Genomic DNA, 16,337 nt, shown 5'->3' with positions numbered 1-16,337 from the left:
GGTACCGAGCGGTTCCCGCGGCGGTCGCGCGGTTTTCGGGCCCGGTCGCCTCAGTGGACCTGCGCGTCCGAGGCGCCCAGTTCCGGGCGGTAGTCGTAGAGCCAGCCGGAGGCCTTCTCGTACATCAGGGGGATGAAGAGCCGCATCATGACGGCCTTCGCGCGGCGGGCGACCGGTCCGGCGCGTTTCGCGTCGCGGTTGTCCTCGGCCGTCTCGAGCACCTTCGCGATGCGCGGGTTCCTTTGCGCGGCATAGGTTTCCAGTGCCGCTTTGGGAGTCGCGGCGGTGCGGAGCGCTTCGGCGAGGGCGATCGCGTCCTCGATCGCCATCGAGGCGCCCTGGCCGGCGCCGACGGGGTGCGCGGCGTCGCCGGTGAGGACGATGCGCCCCCGGTGCCAGGTCCGGACGGGTTCGAGGACGTGCATGAGCACCGGGTGGTGCAGCCGCGCGGTCGCGGCGATGACGCGGGAGGGCTCGGCCTCGCGCCGGTAGGCCTCGGCGACGCGGCGCAGCCATGCGGCGTCCTCGACGCCGTCGCGTTCGGGCGCGACCGGTTCGTCGATCTGGGCGCCCCACCACACTTCGCCGTTCTCTGCGGCGAGGTGGAAGAACGCGCCGCGGCGCGCGAAGGTGAGGTTGAACGTCCCCGGCTCGACCTCGATGCCGTGGGAGACACCGGAGACGGTGTAGAGGCCGGCGTACTCGGGTCGGCCCGCGGCCGGGTCGACCGCGCCTCGCAGGGAGGACCAGATGCCGTCGGCGGCGACGACCAGGTCGGCGCTGTCGGTGCGTCCGCTCGCGAACTCGACGCGCGCTCCCCGCTCGGTCGGGGTCGCGCCGGTCATGCGCTCGCCGAGGCGCAGTTCGGCTCCGGCCGCGACGGCCGCGGCGCGCAGGGTCTCGACCAGGCTCCCGCGCAGGAGGGTGACCGAGTGCAGCGGGTCCTCCGATCGCCGCCCTCGGGCGACGTCGCCGAGGAGGTGGCCGCCCGCCGACCACATCCGCAGCCGGGGCACGCGCAGGCCCGCTTCCTGGACGGCGGGCAGGCACCCCAGGAGCTCCAGGCCGCGCAGGCCGTTCGCGGCGAGGCTCACGAAGGAGCCGACGTCCCCGGCCGGGTCCGGGTAGGCCTCGTAGACCGCGACCTCGGCGCCGATGCGCCGCAATGCCAGTGCTGAGGCCGCTCCGGCGACGCCGCCGCCGATGACGATGATGCGCATCGCAAACTCCCTGAACATAGATTCACTGAACTTTAATTCAGTGAAACTATATTCGGTACACTGGCGCTTTGTCAACCGTGCCGCCGAAAGAAGGACGACGTGGGCGTACGCAAGGCCAGAGCGGCCGAGACCCGGGCCGCGCTGCTCGACGCGGCCCGGCGGGTCTTCGCCGAGCGCGGCTACCTGAACACCAAGATCACCGACATCACCAAAGCGGCCGGACGCGCGACCGGCTCGTTCTACGAGCACTTCGCCGACAAGGAAGAACTCCTCCAGTCTCTGCTCCAGGGCATGGAGGACCGCGCCGACGAACTCGTCGACACCACCACCGTCCACCCCAGGGAGCACGACCTCACCGACCGCGCGCAGCTGCGGCACCACCTCGAGGTCTCCTGGACGGTCTTCCGCGAGCACGCCCCCGTCGTCTCGGCGCTCTTCCAGGCGATGGTCGCGGCCGAGCCGGGCTCCGGGCGGGCCTGGGAGGCGCTCGTGAAGGACACGGCCTACCTGCGCAGTCACCTGGAGTACAGCGCCGAGCAGGGCCGCGACCTCCCCGGCGAGCCGGAGCTGGTCGCCGCCGCCATGGGCGCGATGCTGTCCATGCTCGGCTACGCGGTCAACTCAGCGCAGGGACGCGACTTCGACGACGAGACGGTGATCGACACCCTCACCGACCTCCTCCACAGAGGCCTCGCCGGCCGCTGACGCAGGGCCGGCGACCAGTCGGGGAGTACGAGAAACAGCAACGGCCGGGCGAACGCCCGGCCGCTATGCTTTCTATGTACCGCTTGAACTGCGGTTCCATGTGGATCTGTGGAGCCAAGGAGAATCGAACTCCTAACCCCCGCCTTGCAAAGGCGGTGCTCTGCCAATTGAGCTATGGCCCCTCGGTCGATCGCGATCGACGCGACGGTACGAGTATCCCCGCCGTGCTCATCGCAACAGCGAGGATACCCGGAGCGCAGTGAGTTGGCTAACGCGATGCGTCAGCGCACGTCCTCCGCTGAGGTGGTGGCCTCGTGCCACAGGGTGCGGTCGTCGTTGATCGACTTGACCTTCTTGGCGACCACGAACGCGATCGTCGCCACTCCGGCGACCACCAAGATCTTCTTCCACATGGACCCAGGCCCCCCATATCAGAGATTGCCGTGTACAGCGATGCCGAGATCGGCACCGCACGATGCGCCTCAGCATAGCGAACTGTGCGGGCCCGAACCGGTCGGGCGGCGGTCCGCGCCCTACCCGGGCGCGGCCGCCGGCGGCCGCGAAAGGGCCTCGCGGACCCGGGCAAGAAAAAACCCGCCGACTCGCGGCGGGTGTTTGGTGGGCGTACCAAGACTCGAACTTGGGACCTTTGAGTTATCAGAACTAAAATCTTACGTTCCGCTACCAGGTCAAACACCCGTGAACGGGCTTTGCATCCGAAGGCATCGCTCAGCACAGAGCATGCTGCGACATACCAGTACAGGCAGTTGCCTCAAATCTGCCGCGATATCAGACCACTATAGACATACATGCTCTGACGCGCAAACTCAGGAACTCCAAGAATCTCTTAGGAAGCGGCAAACAGCCGGGATAAGGACACAGCTTCAGATCTCCTATGTCACTATCCGTCAACCGAGGTGGCAAACCTCGCATACTCGCAGTGATCAGGGTTCAAACCGGTCCGTCAGGCGCCGGACAATACAACGATCGCAATGAATCCCAGGAGCAGCGAGTGCAAGGCTTCCCAGTTGAAAGCGCTCAGGAGAATCCAGTAGACTACCAAGCATGGCAAACCGCAACACACACCAGATGATTCCCGTGGATGGGGCCCCCGAAGATGATGCCGTAGTGGCGAGCCGGATTCCTTCGACCTCGCCTTTCCACCAACCACGTTCACTCACCACCGCTGAACGTGATCGATTTCGACTAATTGCGACGGAATCTCGCAATGCTCGACGATCAGCCCTGGAAGGAAATGGACCTGCGCCGATCCATGAGATCAATGTACCGAATTTTGATCCGATAGCTTTGATGCCTCAACTCGACTCGACGGGGTTGCGCACACTATCGCTTTTCAGTGGTGGAGGAGGGCTTGATCTCGGATTTGAGCGAGCCGGGTTTGCTCATGTCGCCTCTTATGAAATCATGGAAGAAGCCGGACTAACCTTGAGTCAAGCATTTCCGGAATGCAAGGTCTATGGAGGCGAAAAAGGCGACGTCCGAAACATAGATTTTAAGGAATGGCGCGGTCTCATAGACGTAGTCCATGGAGGTCCGCCATGCCAACCATTTTCGAATGCAGGTCGACAGAAAGGTCATCTTGACGAACGCGATATGTGGCCTGAGTTCGTTAGAGCTGTGAAGGAAATCAAACCAATGGCCTTCATTGGCGAAAACGTTCCGGCACTAGGGAGCACGAAGTTTTCGGAGTACGTTTCAGAGAATATCACCAAGCCCCTCTCCAGGCACTACCACATCTCACAAATTGTCTTGCAAGCAAGTGACTTTGGCATTCCGCAAGTGCGACGTCGAATCTTCTTTGTGGGCTTTAGGAACAAGAAGAACGCTAATCGCTGGAAGCGGCCAGAGCCTACGCATTCATGGGGAGACGCAACGCTTTCGAAAGCCCTTCTACGGTGCGTTGGCTTGCGCGAAGCGCTAGGCTTGCCGGACATCGGTAAAGATGACCTGTCTCCAACAATTCGCAGTAGCCTTACGGGCCCACGCCACACTACTTCAATTCTGAACAGTGTTGCGGCTCAGAAAAAGTTCGAGTACATGGAAATCTGGCCAAACGGCGTCGCCCCTAACCGTGAAGCCGCCAGAGCATTCGTTGCGAAAAACCAGCATTTCCGGCTATCAGTTCCTGATGTCTCCCTAATCCAGGGTTTTCCCGAAGACTGGCCATTTGCAGGCGCGACATACATGAAGTTGGGGCAAATTGGAAACGCAGTTCCCCCGCCGCTCGCCTACAAAGTAGCCTCTTCCGTCGCGGCTGCGCTCATCAAGTAACTTCTTACATACTGCCGCAGGCTGATTGCTGGTTCTTCTTCATCGAGAACAGGGAGTGCTTTGACAAAACTGTTCTCAATGTGCGGATTATTCAGAGTCGACCCACGGGCCATAACGTATGCACAGCGATGTTGGAGTATCTCTGTCATCCGCTCAAGAGAATACTTTCCCGGAAGATCCATTTGGTCCTGATACTGAGCATTTATCCACTGTTTCTTCATTACCCATTTTGCGTCCTCCCGCGAGTATGGGCCTGATCTTCCTCCGAATATTCTTATAACCGTATCCGATGTCACCTTTGCCGCAACTTCGTTTCCAAGAACTATGTCGGGAAGGATGTACTGATGCTTGCTCTCAATCCATGGTGCCATATCTACGGGCGAAGCGTAGTGACACCTAATTATTGAATCCCCATTCTTGTCATAAATTGCAATAATCCAATGCAAATCTCGCCATTTTTCGATGTGGGAAACTCCGAAGTCGCGAACGGTTGAAACACTCCCACTTGTAGTGGACTTCAGCTCGAAATTGACAATCTTGCCATCAATCTTGAGGAATGCATCTATTTCGTCTCTCGTACGATCGTTCGCGATCTTCAAGTTGAATCGGTCGCGCATCTGCTTCTCTCGAGAATCATCTTGTACGGCCAATGCATATTCTCCTTTCCGACATTTCCCATATAGGAATACGAAGTTTAGTCTTTATTTCGATAACCCGAAGCGGCCCATTTGGCCGTCGAGCCATTCATTTCAGATTTGGACCTTAATCCAGTCGCCAGCATACTTTAGGCAGTCGTCTATTGGGACATAAGGGGCTATTCGATCTATATTTTGCTTAGCGGCTCGGCAGAGAAGCTTGATTAGGCTATCGTATCTTCAGCCGTCGCGGGGATCGTGGACTTGCCCCTCCCTCCTACGTGTTTAGGTTGATGCCGCTGAAACGGTTCGACCCGGAGAAGCGGAAGGCCTTTGCAAACTGCAACTTGTGCGAAATTAGCCATATAGAACATTTGTTCGATACTATCGATCACCAGGACACGTTCAAGAATGCTGGGTTCGGTCGAGCAGGATCACGACCTGCATGGCGGCTTCGCGTTCGGATGACGGGCTTGTTGTATTTAGTCGGGATAGTCTTGTATCGTAACAATTAAGCCAGTCAATGATCCACTCGACGGTGTTACGCACTTTGTGGCCTCACAGTCAAGCGAGGGAGCCCGCCCGCCGGAGCGGCCTTGGCGAACCGACGCTGTGGTCGTTCTTCACGTAAATCACGGACTGGATGCCACTGCGGTTCGGTGGGCACGGTTGTCCCGGCTCGCATAGGGCATCGTCGGCCAAGACTCTTCCCGACCCGACTCGGGGGGCAGCACCGGAGCGAGCTGCAGCGAGCAACTCTGTCAGCAGTCTGGCAGACGCGGACGGAACCGACACTGACCGTCCAAGTCAAGCGGCCTCGGCGGTCAAGGATCATCTTGGCCATCAGAGCCTGACGTCAAGCAGCTACCAAGTGCGAATCATCCAGTAGACCGTCTGGCAGGGGCCGTGCGCCGCAGGGCCGGCCTTCGCTAGGGCAAGCCGTCCCGAATCCACTAACCCACCCCACAGCACTCCCAGCGACCTACAAATCCGCCAGCCGACGGATTCCGTCGGGGACAACACCGTAATAGCCGTCGCCAGCACAACCCTCTCAGCGACCCTGCCGTCCTAGCGCTCCATCGACCGCTATGCCAGCCGCAAACCTGGATCAGTGCTTCGAGCCAGGGTCACCAGCAGAAGAATCCCACGAGTCCGAACGAAAGAGAAACCTGTCACGCCCCGACCATCCCAGTATTCGAGACATTAATGCCCAGGCCCTCCCGGCATACGGGAGATGGTTGTAAATCCTGTGACTTTGGAGTTGTTCTTCCTTGGAGCACGAGGATATTCGTGACCTGGGATTTTCCTCGGGGAGATGCCTCATATCTGCCTCAAATCCAGGCTCTCAAGGTCCTGAGCAGACAGAAATCCCAGCTCGGCACATGGCCTGAGCTGGGATTTTACTGGTGGGCGTACCAAGACTCGAACTTGGGACCTTTGAGTTATCAGCTCAACGCTCTAACCACCTGAGCTATACGCCCTTGCCAGGTTCGCGACGGAAGATCGCCAGCGCTGAGAAAGGTTACCCCACCACCGGCCGATCCGCGAAACCGGCCCCCTTCCCGAAGGGACGGCCGTCACGGTCGTTTCCGGTGCCCGCGCGGGAAGTCGAGGCGGAAACGCGCGAGTGCCCGCGGCGTCGGCCGCGGGCACTCGACTCGTGGTCGCTAGTCGCGCTCGGCGAGGGTGACCTCGACGCCGCCGACGAGGTCGGCGCACACGTTGTAGATGAAGGAGCCCAACGTCGCCAGGGCGGTGAACAGGACCATGTTCACCACGCCGAGCAGGGCCGCGGCCCCGATGACGCCCTTGGCGGTGATCCGGAAGTCGGCCGTGGCCGCCCCGGAGTCGGCGTTGGTGCCCATGAGCATCTGGAGCATGTCGTTGACGGTGTCGAACACGCCCATCGCGTCGAGCGCGATGTAGAGCACGGTGGTGGCCACCACCATCACGATGAACAGCACGATCGAGACGGCGAACGCGAACTTCATCACCGACCACGGGTCGATCCGCTTGAGCCGCAGCCGGGCCCGGCGCGGACCGCGCGCGGTCGCCTGGCTCACGGCGGCGCGGGCGGCGCGCACGGCGTCGGCCACGCGGGCCGAGGAGGCCACGCCCGCGGCCTGCTGGGCGGCGGTGTTGCCCGTCGAGAGCGGAGGAATCGCCTCGGGCGTCACCGGCGGCGGGGTCATGCCCGGCGGTCTGCGCAGCGTGAGCGTCTGGTCCTGAGCGGGGGCGGTGGACGCCGCCGAGGAGCCCGCCGTCGATGCGCCCGCCGACACCGTGTCGTCGGGCTTCGGCCGCTCGTCCGCCTCAGGCGTCTCCGAGAACTCGGGGACGTCGTTTTCGCGCTCGGTCTCCGCAGCGGTAGCCTTCGCGTCGGTCATTTACTCGTCCTGCCCCTCATCGGGTTCCGGTTCCTCGGCGCTCCTGGTGATGGCGAGCAGCGAGACCTCGTCGGGCAGGTCGATCAGCTTGACGCCCATGGTGTTGCGGTCCGAAGTCTTGCGGACCGGCTGCACCGGTGTCCTGATGACGCCTCCCTCCGAGGTGATCGCGAACAGCTCGTCGTCCGGCGTCACCGACAGCGCACCCACCAAGTCGCCGCGCCGTTCCGTGATCTTCGCGGTCAGGACGCCCTTGCCGCCGCGGCCCTGCGGCGGGTACGCGTCGACCGGAGTCCGCTTAGCGTAGCCGCGGCTGGTGGCCACGAGGATGTCCATATTATCGCGCAGCACGATCATGGTGAGCAATTCATCGTCGCCGACGAACCGCATCCCGATCACGCCGCTGGTCGCCCGGCCCATCGGCCGCAGCGCCTCGTCGGTGGCCTCGAACCGGATCGACTGCGCCTTGCGCGAGACCAGCAGCAGGTCGTCGCTGGGCTCGACCAGCGCGGCGCCGACCAGTTCGTCGCCGTCGCGCAGGTTGATCCCGACGATGCCGCCGGTGCGCGGGGAGTCGAAGTCGGTGAGCTTCGACTTCTTGACCAGGCCGCCGCGCGTGGCGAGCACCAGGTACGGCGCGACCTCGTAGTGGGCGAGCTGGATGACCTGGGCGATCGTCTCGTCGGGCGTGAACGCCAGGATGTTCGCCACATGCTGGCCGCGGGCGGTGCGGCTGGCCTCGGGCAGCTCGTAGGCCTTCGCGCGGTAGACGCGGCCCTTGTTGGTGAAGAACAGGATCCAGTCGTGCGTGGTGCACACGAAGAAGTGGCTGACGATGTCGTCCTGCTTGAGCTGCGCGCCCTGGACGCCCTTGCCGCCGCGCTTCTGGGAGCGGAAGGAGTCGGTCTTGGTGCGCTTGACGTAGCCGCCGCGGGTGATGGTGACGACCACGTCCTCGCGGGCGATGAGGTCCTCCATGGACACCTCGCCGGCGTCGGGCATGATCTGCGTGCGGCGCTCGTCGCCCCAGCGGGCCACGACCGCGCCGAGCTCGTCGCGCACGATCTGGCGCTGGCGCTCGGGCCTGGCGAGGATGTCGGCCAGGTCGGCGATCTTCGCCTCGATCTCGGTCAGCTCGTCGATGATCCGCTGGCGCTCCAGGGCCGCGAGGCGGCGCAGCTGCATGTCGAGGATCGCCACGGCCTGGATCTCGTCGACGTCCAGGAGGGTCATCAGGCCCTGCTTCGACTCCTCGGCCGAGGGCGAGCGGCGGATGAGCGCGATCGTCTCGTCGAGCAGGTCGAGGGCCTTGGCGAGGCCGCGGAGGATGTGGGCGCGCTCCTCGGCCTTGCGCATCCGGTACTGGGTGCGCCGCACGATCACGTCGATCTGGTGGGCCACGTAGTAGCGGACCATCTGCGCGATGTTCAGCGTCCGCGGCACCCCGTCGACCAGGGCGAGCATGTTCGCGCCGAAGGTGTCCTGGAGCTGGGTGTGCTTGTAGAGGTTGTTGAGCACGACCTTGGGGACGGCGTCGCGTTTGAGGACGACGACGATCCGCATCCCGGTGCGCCCGGAGGACTCGTCGCGGATGTCGGCGATGCCGCCGAGCTTGCCCTCCTTGACGAGGTCGGCGATGCGCTCGGCCAGGTTGTCGGGGTTGACCTGGTAGGGCAGTTCGGTGACGACGAGGCAGGCGCGGCCCTTGGCGTCCTCCTCGACCTCGATGACCGCGCGCATCTTGATCGAGCCGCGGCCGGTCCGGTAGGCGTCCTCGATCGCGGCGCGCCCGAGGATGGTGGCGCCGGTCGGGAAGTCGGGGCCGGTGATGATCCCGAGGATCGCCTCCAGGGCCTCGGCCTCCTCGGACTCGGGGTGGTCCAGGCACCAGTCGACCGCCGCGGCGACCTCGCGGAGGTTGTGCGGCGGGATCTTGGTGGCCATGCCGACCGCGATGCCCTCGGAGCCGTTGACGAGCAGGTTCGGGATCCGCGAGGGCAGGATCATCGGCTCGGTGGTCTTGCCGTCGTAGTTCGGCTCGAAGTCGACCGACTCCTCGTCGATGTCGCGCAGCATCTCCATCGCGAGCGGCTCGAGGCGCGACTCGGTGTAGCGGTGCGCTGCGGCCGGGTCGTTGCCCGGGGAGCCGAAGTTGCCCTGGCCGTCGATGAGCGGGTAGCGCAGGCTCCACGGCTGGGCCATGCGCACCAGCGAGTCGTAGATCGCGCCGTCGCCGTGCGGGTGGAACTGGCCCATGACGTCGCCGATGACGCGCGAGCACTTGACGTAGCCGCGGTCGGGGCGGTAGCCGCCGTCGTACATGGCGTAGAGGATCTTGCGGTGGACCGGCTTGAGGCCGTCGCGCACGTCGGGCAGCGCGCGCCCGACGATGACGCTCATGGCGTAGTCGAGGTAGGAGCGCGACATCTCCACTTCGATGCCGACCGGCTCGATGCGGCCGTGGCCCTCCGGGATCTCAAGCTGGTCTTGGTTGTTCTCAGGCACCAGTGCTTCCTTGCTCTGTCAGTCGGATCGTGGTCGGCGGGCCTTAGATGTCCAGGAACCGGACATCCTTGGCGTTCTCCTGGATGAAGCGGCGGCGGCTCTCCACGTCCTCACCCATCAGGACGCTGAACAGCTCGTCCGCGGTTGCCGCGTCGTCGAGTTGAACCTGGAGCAGGTTGCGCTGGGCGGGGTCCATGGTCGTCTCCCACAGCTCGGTGTAGTTCATCTCACCGAGACCCTTGTAGCGCTGGACGCCGTCGGAGCGGCGCGGGTCGGACTTGCCCGAGGCGAGGCCCGCCTCGATGATCCGGTCGCGCTCGGCGTCGGAGTAGGCGTAGTCGACCAGGTCGCCCTTCTTGTTCCACTTGATCTTGTACAGCGGCGGCTGGCTCATGTACACGTGGCCGAGCTCGACCAGCGGGCGCATGAAGCGGAACAGCAGCGTCAAGAGCAGGGTGTTGATGTGGTGGCCGTCGACGTCGGCGTCCGACATCAGGATGACCTTGTGGTAGCGGAGCTTCTCGGCGTCGAACTCCTCGTGGATGCCGGTGCCCAGGGCGGTGATCATGCCCTGGACCTCGTTGTTCTTGAGGATCTTGTCGAGACGAGCCTTCTCCACGTTGAGGATCTTGCCGCGGATGGGCATGATCGCCTGCGTGCGCGGGTTGCGGCCCTGCTTGGCCGAGCCGCCGGCCGAGTCGCCCTCGACCACGAAGATCTCGCACTCCTCGGGGTTGGTCGACTGGCAGTCGGCCAGCTTGCCGGGCATCGAGGAGCTCTCGAGCAGGCTCTTGCGGCGGGCGAGCTTGCGGGCCTGCGCGGCGGCCTTGCGGGCGTTCGCGGCGCTGGAGGCCTTCTGGACGATGACGCGCGCCTCTTTGGGGTGGCGGTCGAGCCAGTCGGGCAGCCACTCGTTGCACACGCGCTGGACGAAGCCCTTGACCTCGGTGTTGCCGAGCTTGGTCTTGGTCTGGCCCTCGAACTGGGGCTCGCGCAGCTTCACGGAGATGATCGCGGCCAGGCCCTCGCGGATGTCGTCGCCGGAGAGGCGGTCCTTCTCGGACTTGATGATCTTCTTCTCCAGGCCGTACTTGTTGACCGCGTTGGTCAGCGCCGACCTGAAGCCCTCCTCGTGGGTGCCGCCCTCGTGGGTGTTGATGGTGTTCGCGAACGTGTAGACCGACTCGCCGTAGGACTCGTTCCACTGCATCGCGACCTCGATGGCCTGGCTGTCCTCCTCGGCGGAGAAGGCGATGACCGTGGGGTGGATGGCGCTCTTGGAGGCGTTGAGGTGGCGCACGAAGTCGGCGATGCCCTCGTCGTACTTGAAGGTGACCTGCCGGACCGCGCCCTCCTCGTCGAGGTGGTCGGGGCGCTCGTCGCGCAGCGTGATCGCCAGGCCCTTGTTGAGGAAGGCCATCTCCTGGAGGCGGCGGTAGATCGTCTTGTAGTCGAACTCGAGGGTCTCGAAGATCTCCCCGTCGGGCCAGAAGGTGAGGATCGTGCCGGTGGTGTCGGCCGTCTCGCCCTTCTCCAGCGGCCCGGGCTGGGCGTGCTTGTAGTCCTGGCGCCATACGAAGCCGTCGCGGCGGATCTCGACCGACACGCGCGTGGACAGGGCGTTGACGACCGAGACGCCGACGCCGTGGAGGCCGCCGGAGACGGCGTAGGAGTCGGAGTTGAACTTGCCGCCCGCGTGGAGGACGGTGAGGGCCACCTCGACGCCGGGCTTCTTGAGCTTGGGGTGGAGGTCGACGGGGAAGCCGCGGCCGTCGTCGCGGACGCTCACGCCGCCGTCGTCGGTGAGGGTCACCAGGATGTCCGTGGCGTGGCCGGCCATGGCCTCGTCGACCGAGTTGTCGACGACCTCCTGGATGAGGTGGTGCAGGCCGCGCTCACCGGTCGAACCGATGTACATGCCCGGACGCTTCCTGACGGCCTCAAGGCCTTCGAGGACCTGCAGCGAACTGGCGCTGTAGTCGTCCTGCTGCTTCGCCGCCACCGGCAACTCCTTCTGTCGTCGTACACGGTCAGTAGTGAGAAAGCTAGTCCATGGGTGTGACACTTGCAGCCGTCTGGCCGCGGTCGCTCCGGATGACCGTTTCGACCCCCGCGCCCGCTGCGCCGCCGCGCCCGTCGGTGCCCGTGCGCGCACCCGCTGGAAGCGGCTTCGCCCGCGGCGCCCCTGCCGGAACGCCGCCCTCTCACCGGTGGCGGCGGTTCACGCGCTTCGCGCAGCACCGCCGCAACATGCTCCAAGTCTACTGCGACCACGCCTCGCAGTCCGCGTCTGTACGTCCCGTTGTCGTCACAGTCGCATCGGGAGCGGAGGACATGAACCCCCCTACGGACCTAGGGGTGCGTGGCTTCAGAACGTGTCACGGGAGCCATTAAACCGTACTCGCCGCGGGCCGAAGGAACGAGTCGGCTGCTTGGGGCCGACGATCTTCAGGCGTTTGACGACGCTGGGACCGAGCGCCGCGGCGAGCTTGCCGTGGATCTGGCGCGAGAACAACCGCAGCTGGGTGGCCCAGGCGGTGGACTCGGCGACGACGAGCAGCTCCCCGTGCTCGAGCTGCTCGGGCCGGCAGTGGCCGGCGATCTCGGGGCCGACGATGGCCTCCCAGCGGCCGAAGACCGAGGCATCGGCGACCTTGCGGGTCCACCCGTTCTTGCGGACGACCTGGGGGAGCAGGCTGGCGAGCAGTTCGGGGTCGCGCTTGTCGGGCCCGGGGCCGGACCACTCCTTGCGGAAGCGCGGGTCGTCGGACTTGCCCCCGCGGCGCTGTCTGGGGCGGGGCCGGTAGTCGAAACCGCCTGAGCCGCTATAGGACACGTTTGACCTCCCCTTCCCACACGTCGTAGCGGGCGCCGGTGAGCCGCTCGGGGACGTCCCCCGCCACGGCGCAGGTGATGAGCGTCTGCGGTGCCGCTTCAGCGTACTCGGCCAGCCGCTCGCGCCGCGTGGTGTCGAGCTCGGCGAAGACGTCGTCGAGGATGAGGATCGGGGCCGTCCCGTCCGAGCGCAGCAGCTCGAACGCGCCCAGGCGCAGCGCGAGCGCGACCGACCAGGTCTCGCCGTGGGAGGCGTAGCCCTTGACCGGGAGCGAACCGAGCACGAGGTCGAGGTCGTCGCGGTGGGGCCCGACGAGGGTCGAGCCGCGCTCGACCTCCTTGGACCGGGCGCCGGCGAGCGCGGCGGCCAGGCGCGCGGTGAGCACGTCCTGGTCGGGGGTCAGATCGTCGCCGAGCTCGGACTCGTAGGCGAGCTGGACCTCCGAGCGGCCGTCGGCGATGCGCGAATGGGCCTTGGCGACCGGCTCGGCCAGGTCCTCCAGGAGCGCCAGGCGCCCGGCCAGGAGCTCGGCGCCGTGCGAGGCGAGGTGGGCGTCCCAGGCGTCGAGCGTGGCCATCTCGGCGCCGCCGGGACCGCGCCCGCCGGTCTTCTTCGCGAGGTAGGCCGTGCGCAGGAGCGTGTTGCGCTGCTTGAGGACCCGCTCGTAGTCGGCGCGGACCCCCGCGAAGCGCGGGAAGCGCGCGCACAGCAGCTCGTCGAGGTAGCGGCGCCGGGTCGCCGGCTCGCCGCGCACCAGGGCGAGGTCCTCGGGGGCGAAGGCGATGGCCTTGAGCGCGCCGACGATCTCGCGCGGGCGCGAGAGCTGGGTCTTGTTGAGCCGGGCCTTGTTCGACCGGCCGGGGATGATCGCCAGCTCGGCCAGGAGGCGGCGGGAGTCGTGGAGGATCTCGGCCCGGATGATCGCCTGCTCGCAGCCCTGGCGGACCAGGGGCGCGTCGGAGGAGACGCGGTGGGAGCGGAGGTTCGCCAGGTAGACCAGCGCCTCGACCAGGTTGGTCTTACCGTGTCCGTTGGGGCCCACCAGGATCGATGGGCCCTCGTCGAACATGACCTGGGCGTGCGCGTAGGAACGGAAGTCGCTCAGGTGAAGCTGTCGTACACGCACGCCTCTATTGTGCCGCTCGGGTTCGCTCGGGTCGCACCGGATGACGTGATGCGATCGCCGTCCCGGCCGGCGGGCGCCGCGACGCCGGCTCGGCGCGGTGACGCGAGGCCCTCGCGTCACCGGTCGCTTCGCGGCCCGCGGCCACCGCTACTCTGGTTTCACGGCGTGGCCGCCGAACTGGTTGCGCAGGGCCGCGACCGCCTTCATCGCGGGGGAGTCGTCCTGGCGGGAGGTGAAGCGGGCGAACAGCGACTCGGTGATCGCCGGGAGCGGGACGCGCAGGCGGATGCCCTCGTCCACCGTCCAGCGGCCCTCGCCGGAGTCCTCGACGTAGCCCTTGAGCCGCGAGAGGTCCGGGTCCTCGTCCAGGGCCCGGTCGAGCAGGTCGAGCAGCCAGGAGCGGACGACCGTGCCCGAGCGCCAGGACTTGAAGACCTCCGGCACGTTGTCGACGTACTCGCTCGCCTCGAGCAGCTCGTAGCCCTCGGCGTAGGCCTGCATCATGGCGTACTCGATGCCGTTGTGGACCATCTTGGCGTAGTGGCCCGCGCCGACGCCGCCGGCGTGGACGAAGCCGAACTCGCCCTCGGGCTTGAGCGCGTCGAAGATCGGGCCGAGCCGCTCGACGTCGGCCGCGGCGCCGCCGACCATGAGCGCGTAGCCCTCGGTGAGGCCCCAGACGCCGCCGGAGACGCCGGCGTCGACGTAGCCGATGCCGTGCTCGGCCAGGAGTGCGGCGTTGACCGCGTCGTCGCTGAACCGCGAGTTGCCGCCGTCGACGACGATGTCGCCTTCGGACAGGAGGCCGGCCAGTTCGGCCACGGTGGACCGGGTGGCCTCGCCCGCGGGGACCATGGCCCACACCGCCCGCGGGCCGTCGAGGGCCGCCACCAGTTCGGCGAGCGACCCCACGTCGGCCACGGACGGGTCGCGGTCGTAGCCGACGACCTGGTGTCCCGCCTTCTCGAGCCGCAACTTCATGTTGCCGCCCATCTTGCCGAGCCCGATCATGCCCAGTTGCATGTCGCGCCCCCTTTCAGCAATGCGTCCAGCTCACCGACGGTCATCGGTGATCGCGCCAGGATCACTCACGTCGTTGTGCGGTCAGGCGTCCCAACGCAATGGTTGCAGCATGTACAGGTAGCCGTCGTGGTTTGTGTCGGAATCCTCATCTTCGGGCGCGCCCTGCCCGGTCATCACGACCGGCTTCCCGAGCTCGTTCATCTTGAACGCGCTGTAGGGGGCGTCCATGGCGGCCAGGCCGTCGAGCAGGTAGGTCGGGTTGAACGCGATCTTGCCCGGCTCGCCGTCGAGCGAGCAGTCCATGCCCTCGGAGGCCTTGGCGTCCTCGGCGCCGCCGGCCTCGACCACGAGGCCGTCCTCGTCGAACGAGAGGCGGATCGGCGAGTTGCGGTCGCCCACCAGGGCGACGCGGCGCGCCACCTCGATGAGCTCGGAGGTCTTGACCCGCAGCGTGGTCGCGTACGAGGTGGCCAGGAGGCTGCGCAACGGCGGCAGCTGGCCGTCGAGCACCCGCGAGGTGGTCTGGCGCCCGCCGGAGATGAACCCGATCATGCCCGGCGCGCCCTCGGTGCCGGCCGGGACCGCGATGGTCACCGGGCCCGAGTGGGATCCGAAGGTGCGGGCGGTGTCGGCGAGGGCCTTGGCGGGCACCAGGACCGTGACGGCCACGTCGGAGGCCCCCGGCTCCCAGGAGGAGTCGCGGATGGCCATGCGGTAGCGGTCGGTGGCGAGCATCCCGATGCCGCCGCCGGTCAGTTCGAGCTGCACGCCGGTCATCGTCGGCAGGGTCTCGTCCTTGCCCGCGGCGACGGCGGTCTGGGCGACGGCCTTGGCGAACTCGTCGGCGTCGATGGTGCCGATCGCCTCGGGCATCTGCGGCAGGCTCGGGTAGTCCTCCAGGGGCATGGTCGGCAGGGTGAAGCGCGCCGACCCGCAGGTGAGTTCGGCGTGGGGGCCGTCGACGACGAAGTCGACGGGCTTGTTCGGGAGGGCCTTGACGATCTCGGACAGGAGCTTGCCGGAGACCAGGGCGGTGCCGGCGGACTCGCCGGTGACGTCCACGGTGACGCGGGTCGAGATCTCGTAGTCGAACCCCGAGATCGTCAACTCGCCCTCGTCGACCGACAGGCGCGCGCCCGCGAGGACGGGAACCGACGGGCGGGCCGGGAGGCTCTTTGCGGTCCAGGAGACGGCGTCCGCGAACGTGTCTCGATCAACTTGGAACTTCATGGTCGCTCCTTCGCGGCTGTTCTGGGTTGTGCACAGCGCTATTACTAATGATCTCTCTATAGATATAACTGTCGTCGTAGTCGTCGGTGCTGTGGATACTGTGGAAAACCCGCCTTTTCGCAGCTCGCCCGGGGTTTCGGGTTGTGGACGGACTGTGCATAACCTGTGGATGAATCAGGAGCTTATCCACAGCCTCCGACACACGCCGAGTTTTCCACATCTCATCCACAGGCTTGTCCACAGCTTTTCCACAGGTTATGCACAGGGTTGTGCACAGGAAATACGCGATCCGATTTCGCGTTCCCGCCTGTTATCCACAGTCCGTCCACAGGCTTTCCACAGAAATCCCGGCTTATCCACAGCTTTTCCACAACCTTG

12 protein-coding genes and 2 tRNA genes are annotated in these 16,337 nt (G+C 65.6%); 2 read left to right on the top strand and 12 right to left on the bottom strand.

Annotated elements, in window-relative coordinates:
* Positions 1 to 50: 50 nt before the first annotated feature.
* On the bottom strand, positions 51 to 1,220 hold the full coding sequence (locus IF12_RS0116635; protein ID WP_030160353.1) for an FAD-dependent oxidoreductase: 1,170 nt from the start codon (positions 1,218 to 1,220) through the stop codon (positions 51 to 53).
* A 99-nt stretch (positions 1,221 to 1,319) separates the two neighbouring features.
* Here IF12_RS0116635 and IF12_RS0116630 point away from each other — a divergent pair, with 99 nt between their 5' ends.
* The gene (locus IF12_RS0116630; RefSeq protein ID WP_030160352.1) at positions 1,320 to 1,925 is read left to right on the top strand and encodes a TetR/AcrR family transcriptional regulator; all 606 of its coding nucleotides are present in this window, start codon (positions 1,320 to 1,322) and stop codon (positions 1,923 to 1,925) included.
* Between the two features lie 109 nt (positions 1,926 to 2,034).
* Here IF12_RS0116630 and IF12_RS0116625 read toward each other — a convergent pair.
* Positions 2,035 to 2,107, bottom strand: a tRNA-Ala gene (locus tag IF12_RS0116625).
* Positions 2,108 to 2,206: 99 nt separating this feature from the next.
* The gene (locus tag IF12_RS26705; protein WP_231492631.1) at positions 2,207 to 2,338 is read right to left on the bottom strand and encodes a DLW-39 family protein; all 132 of its coding nucleotides are present in this window, start codon (positions 2,336 to 2,338) and stop codon (positions 2,207 to 2,209) included.
* Between the two features lie 652 nt (positions 2,339 to 2,990).
* Between IF12_RS26705 and IF12_RS25130 the strand changes: the two genes are divergently transcribed.
* On the top strand, positions 2,991 to 4,217 hold the full coding sequence (locus tag IF12_RS25130; protein ID WP_197034767.1) for a DNA cytosine methyltransferase: 1,227 nt from the start codon (positions 2,991 to 2,993) through the stop codon (positions 4,215 to 4,217).
* Here the strand turns inward: IF12_RS25130 and IF12_RS25790 are convergent.
* The 9 genes from IF12_RS25790 to dnaN form a co-directional block, all read right to left on the bottom strand.
* The gene (locus tag IF12_RS25790) at positions 4,175 to 4,867 is read right to left on the bottom strand and encodes a hypothetical protein (RefSeq protein WP_133884088.1); all 693 of its coding nucleotides are present in this window, start codon (positions 4,865 to 4,867) and stop codon (positions 4,175 to 4,177) included. The two genes, IF12_RS25130 and IF12_RS25790, sit on opposite strands and share 43 nt — an antisense overlap.
* Before the next feature lie 1,389 nt (positions 4,868 to 6,256).
* A tRNA-Ile gene (locus tag IF12_RS0116605) sits at positions 6,257 to 6,333 on the bottom strand.
* A 186-nt stretch (positions 6,334 to 6,519) separates the two neighbouring features.
* The gene (locus tag IF12_RS0116600) at positions 6,520 to 7,239 is read right to left on the bottom strand and encodes a DUF3566 domain-containing protein (RefSeq protein WP_081913684.1); all 720 of its coding nucleotides are present in this window, start codon (positions 7,237 to 7,239) and stop codon (positions 6,520 to 6,522) included.
* Positions 7,240 to 9,744: a DNA gyrase subunit A gene (gene gyrA, locus IF12_RS0116595; protein ID WP_030160350.1), complete on the bottom strand. Its 2,505-nt coding sequence runs from the start codon at positions 9,742 to 9,744 to the stop codon at positions 7,240 to 7,242. It lies immediately after the preceding gene.
* Positions 9,745 to 9,787: 43 nt separating this feature from the next.
* Complete coding sequence (gene gyrB / locus IF12_RS0116590; RefSeq protein WP_030160348.1) at positions 9,788 to 11,746, bottom strand: DNA topoisomerase (ATP-hydrolyzing) subunit B; 1,959 nt, start codon at positions 11,744 to 11,746, stop codon at positions 9,788 to 9,790.
* Between the two features lie 366 nt (positions 11,747 to 12,112).
* Complete coding sequence (locus tag IF12_RS0116585) at positions 12,113 to 12,580, bottom strand: DciA family protein (RefSeq protein ID WP_051704507.1); 468 nt, start codon at positions 12,578 to 12,580, stop codon at positions 12,113 to 12,115.
* Positions 12,570 to 13,649 (bottom strand): DNA replication/repair protein RecF, encoded by a 1,080-nt coding sequence (gene recF / locus IF12_RS0116580; RefSeq protein WP_369807732.1) that lies wholly within the window; start codon positions 13,647 to 13,649, stop codon positions 12,570 to 12,572. Before recF ends, IF12_RS0116585 begins: the two co-directional genes overlap by 11 nt.
* A gap of 204 nt (positions 13,650 to 13,853) precedes the next feature.
* Positions 13,854 to 14,729 carry a phosphogluconate dehydrogenase (NAD(+)-dependent, decarboxylating) gene (gnd, locus tag IF12_RS0116575; RefSeq protein WP_030160337.1) on the bottom strand — a complete coding sequence of 292 codons (876 nt, stop codon included), beginning with the start codon at positions 14,727 to 14,729 and terminating at the stop codon, positions 13,854 to 13,856.
* Positions 14,730 to 14,810: 81 nt separating this feature from the next.
* Positions 14,811 to 15,959 carry a DNA polymerase III subunit beta gene (gene dnaN, locus IF12_RS0116570; protein ID WP_030160335.1) on the bottom strand — a complete coding sequence of 383 codons (1,149 nt, stop codon included), beginning with the start codon at positions 15,957 to 15,959 and terminating at the stop codon, positions 14,811 to 14,813.
* Positions 15,960 to 16,337 lie beyond the last annotated feature (378 nt).

The sequence above is a fragment of the Glycomyces sp. NRRL B-16210 genome (assembly GCF_000719515.1).
Taxonomy (GTDB): domain Bacteria; phylum Actinomycetota; class Actinomycetes; order Mycobacteriales; family Micromonosporaceae; genus Glycomyces.
The sequence above is the reverse complement of the archived record's forward strand: the minus strand, read 5'-3'. Positions and strand labels throughout refer to the sequence as shown.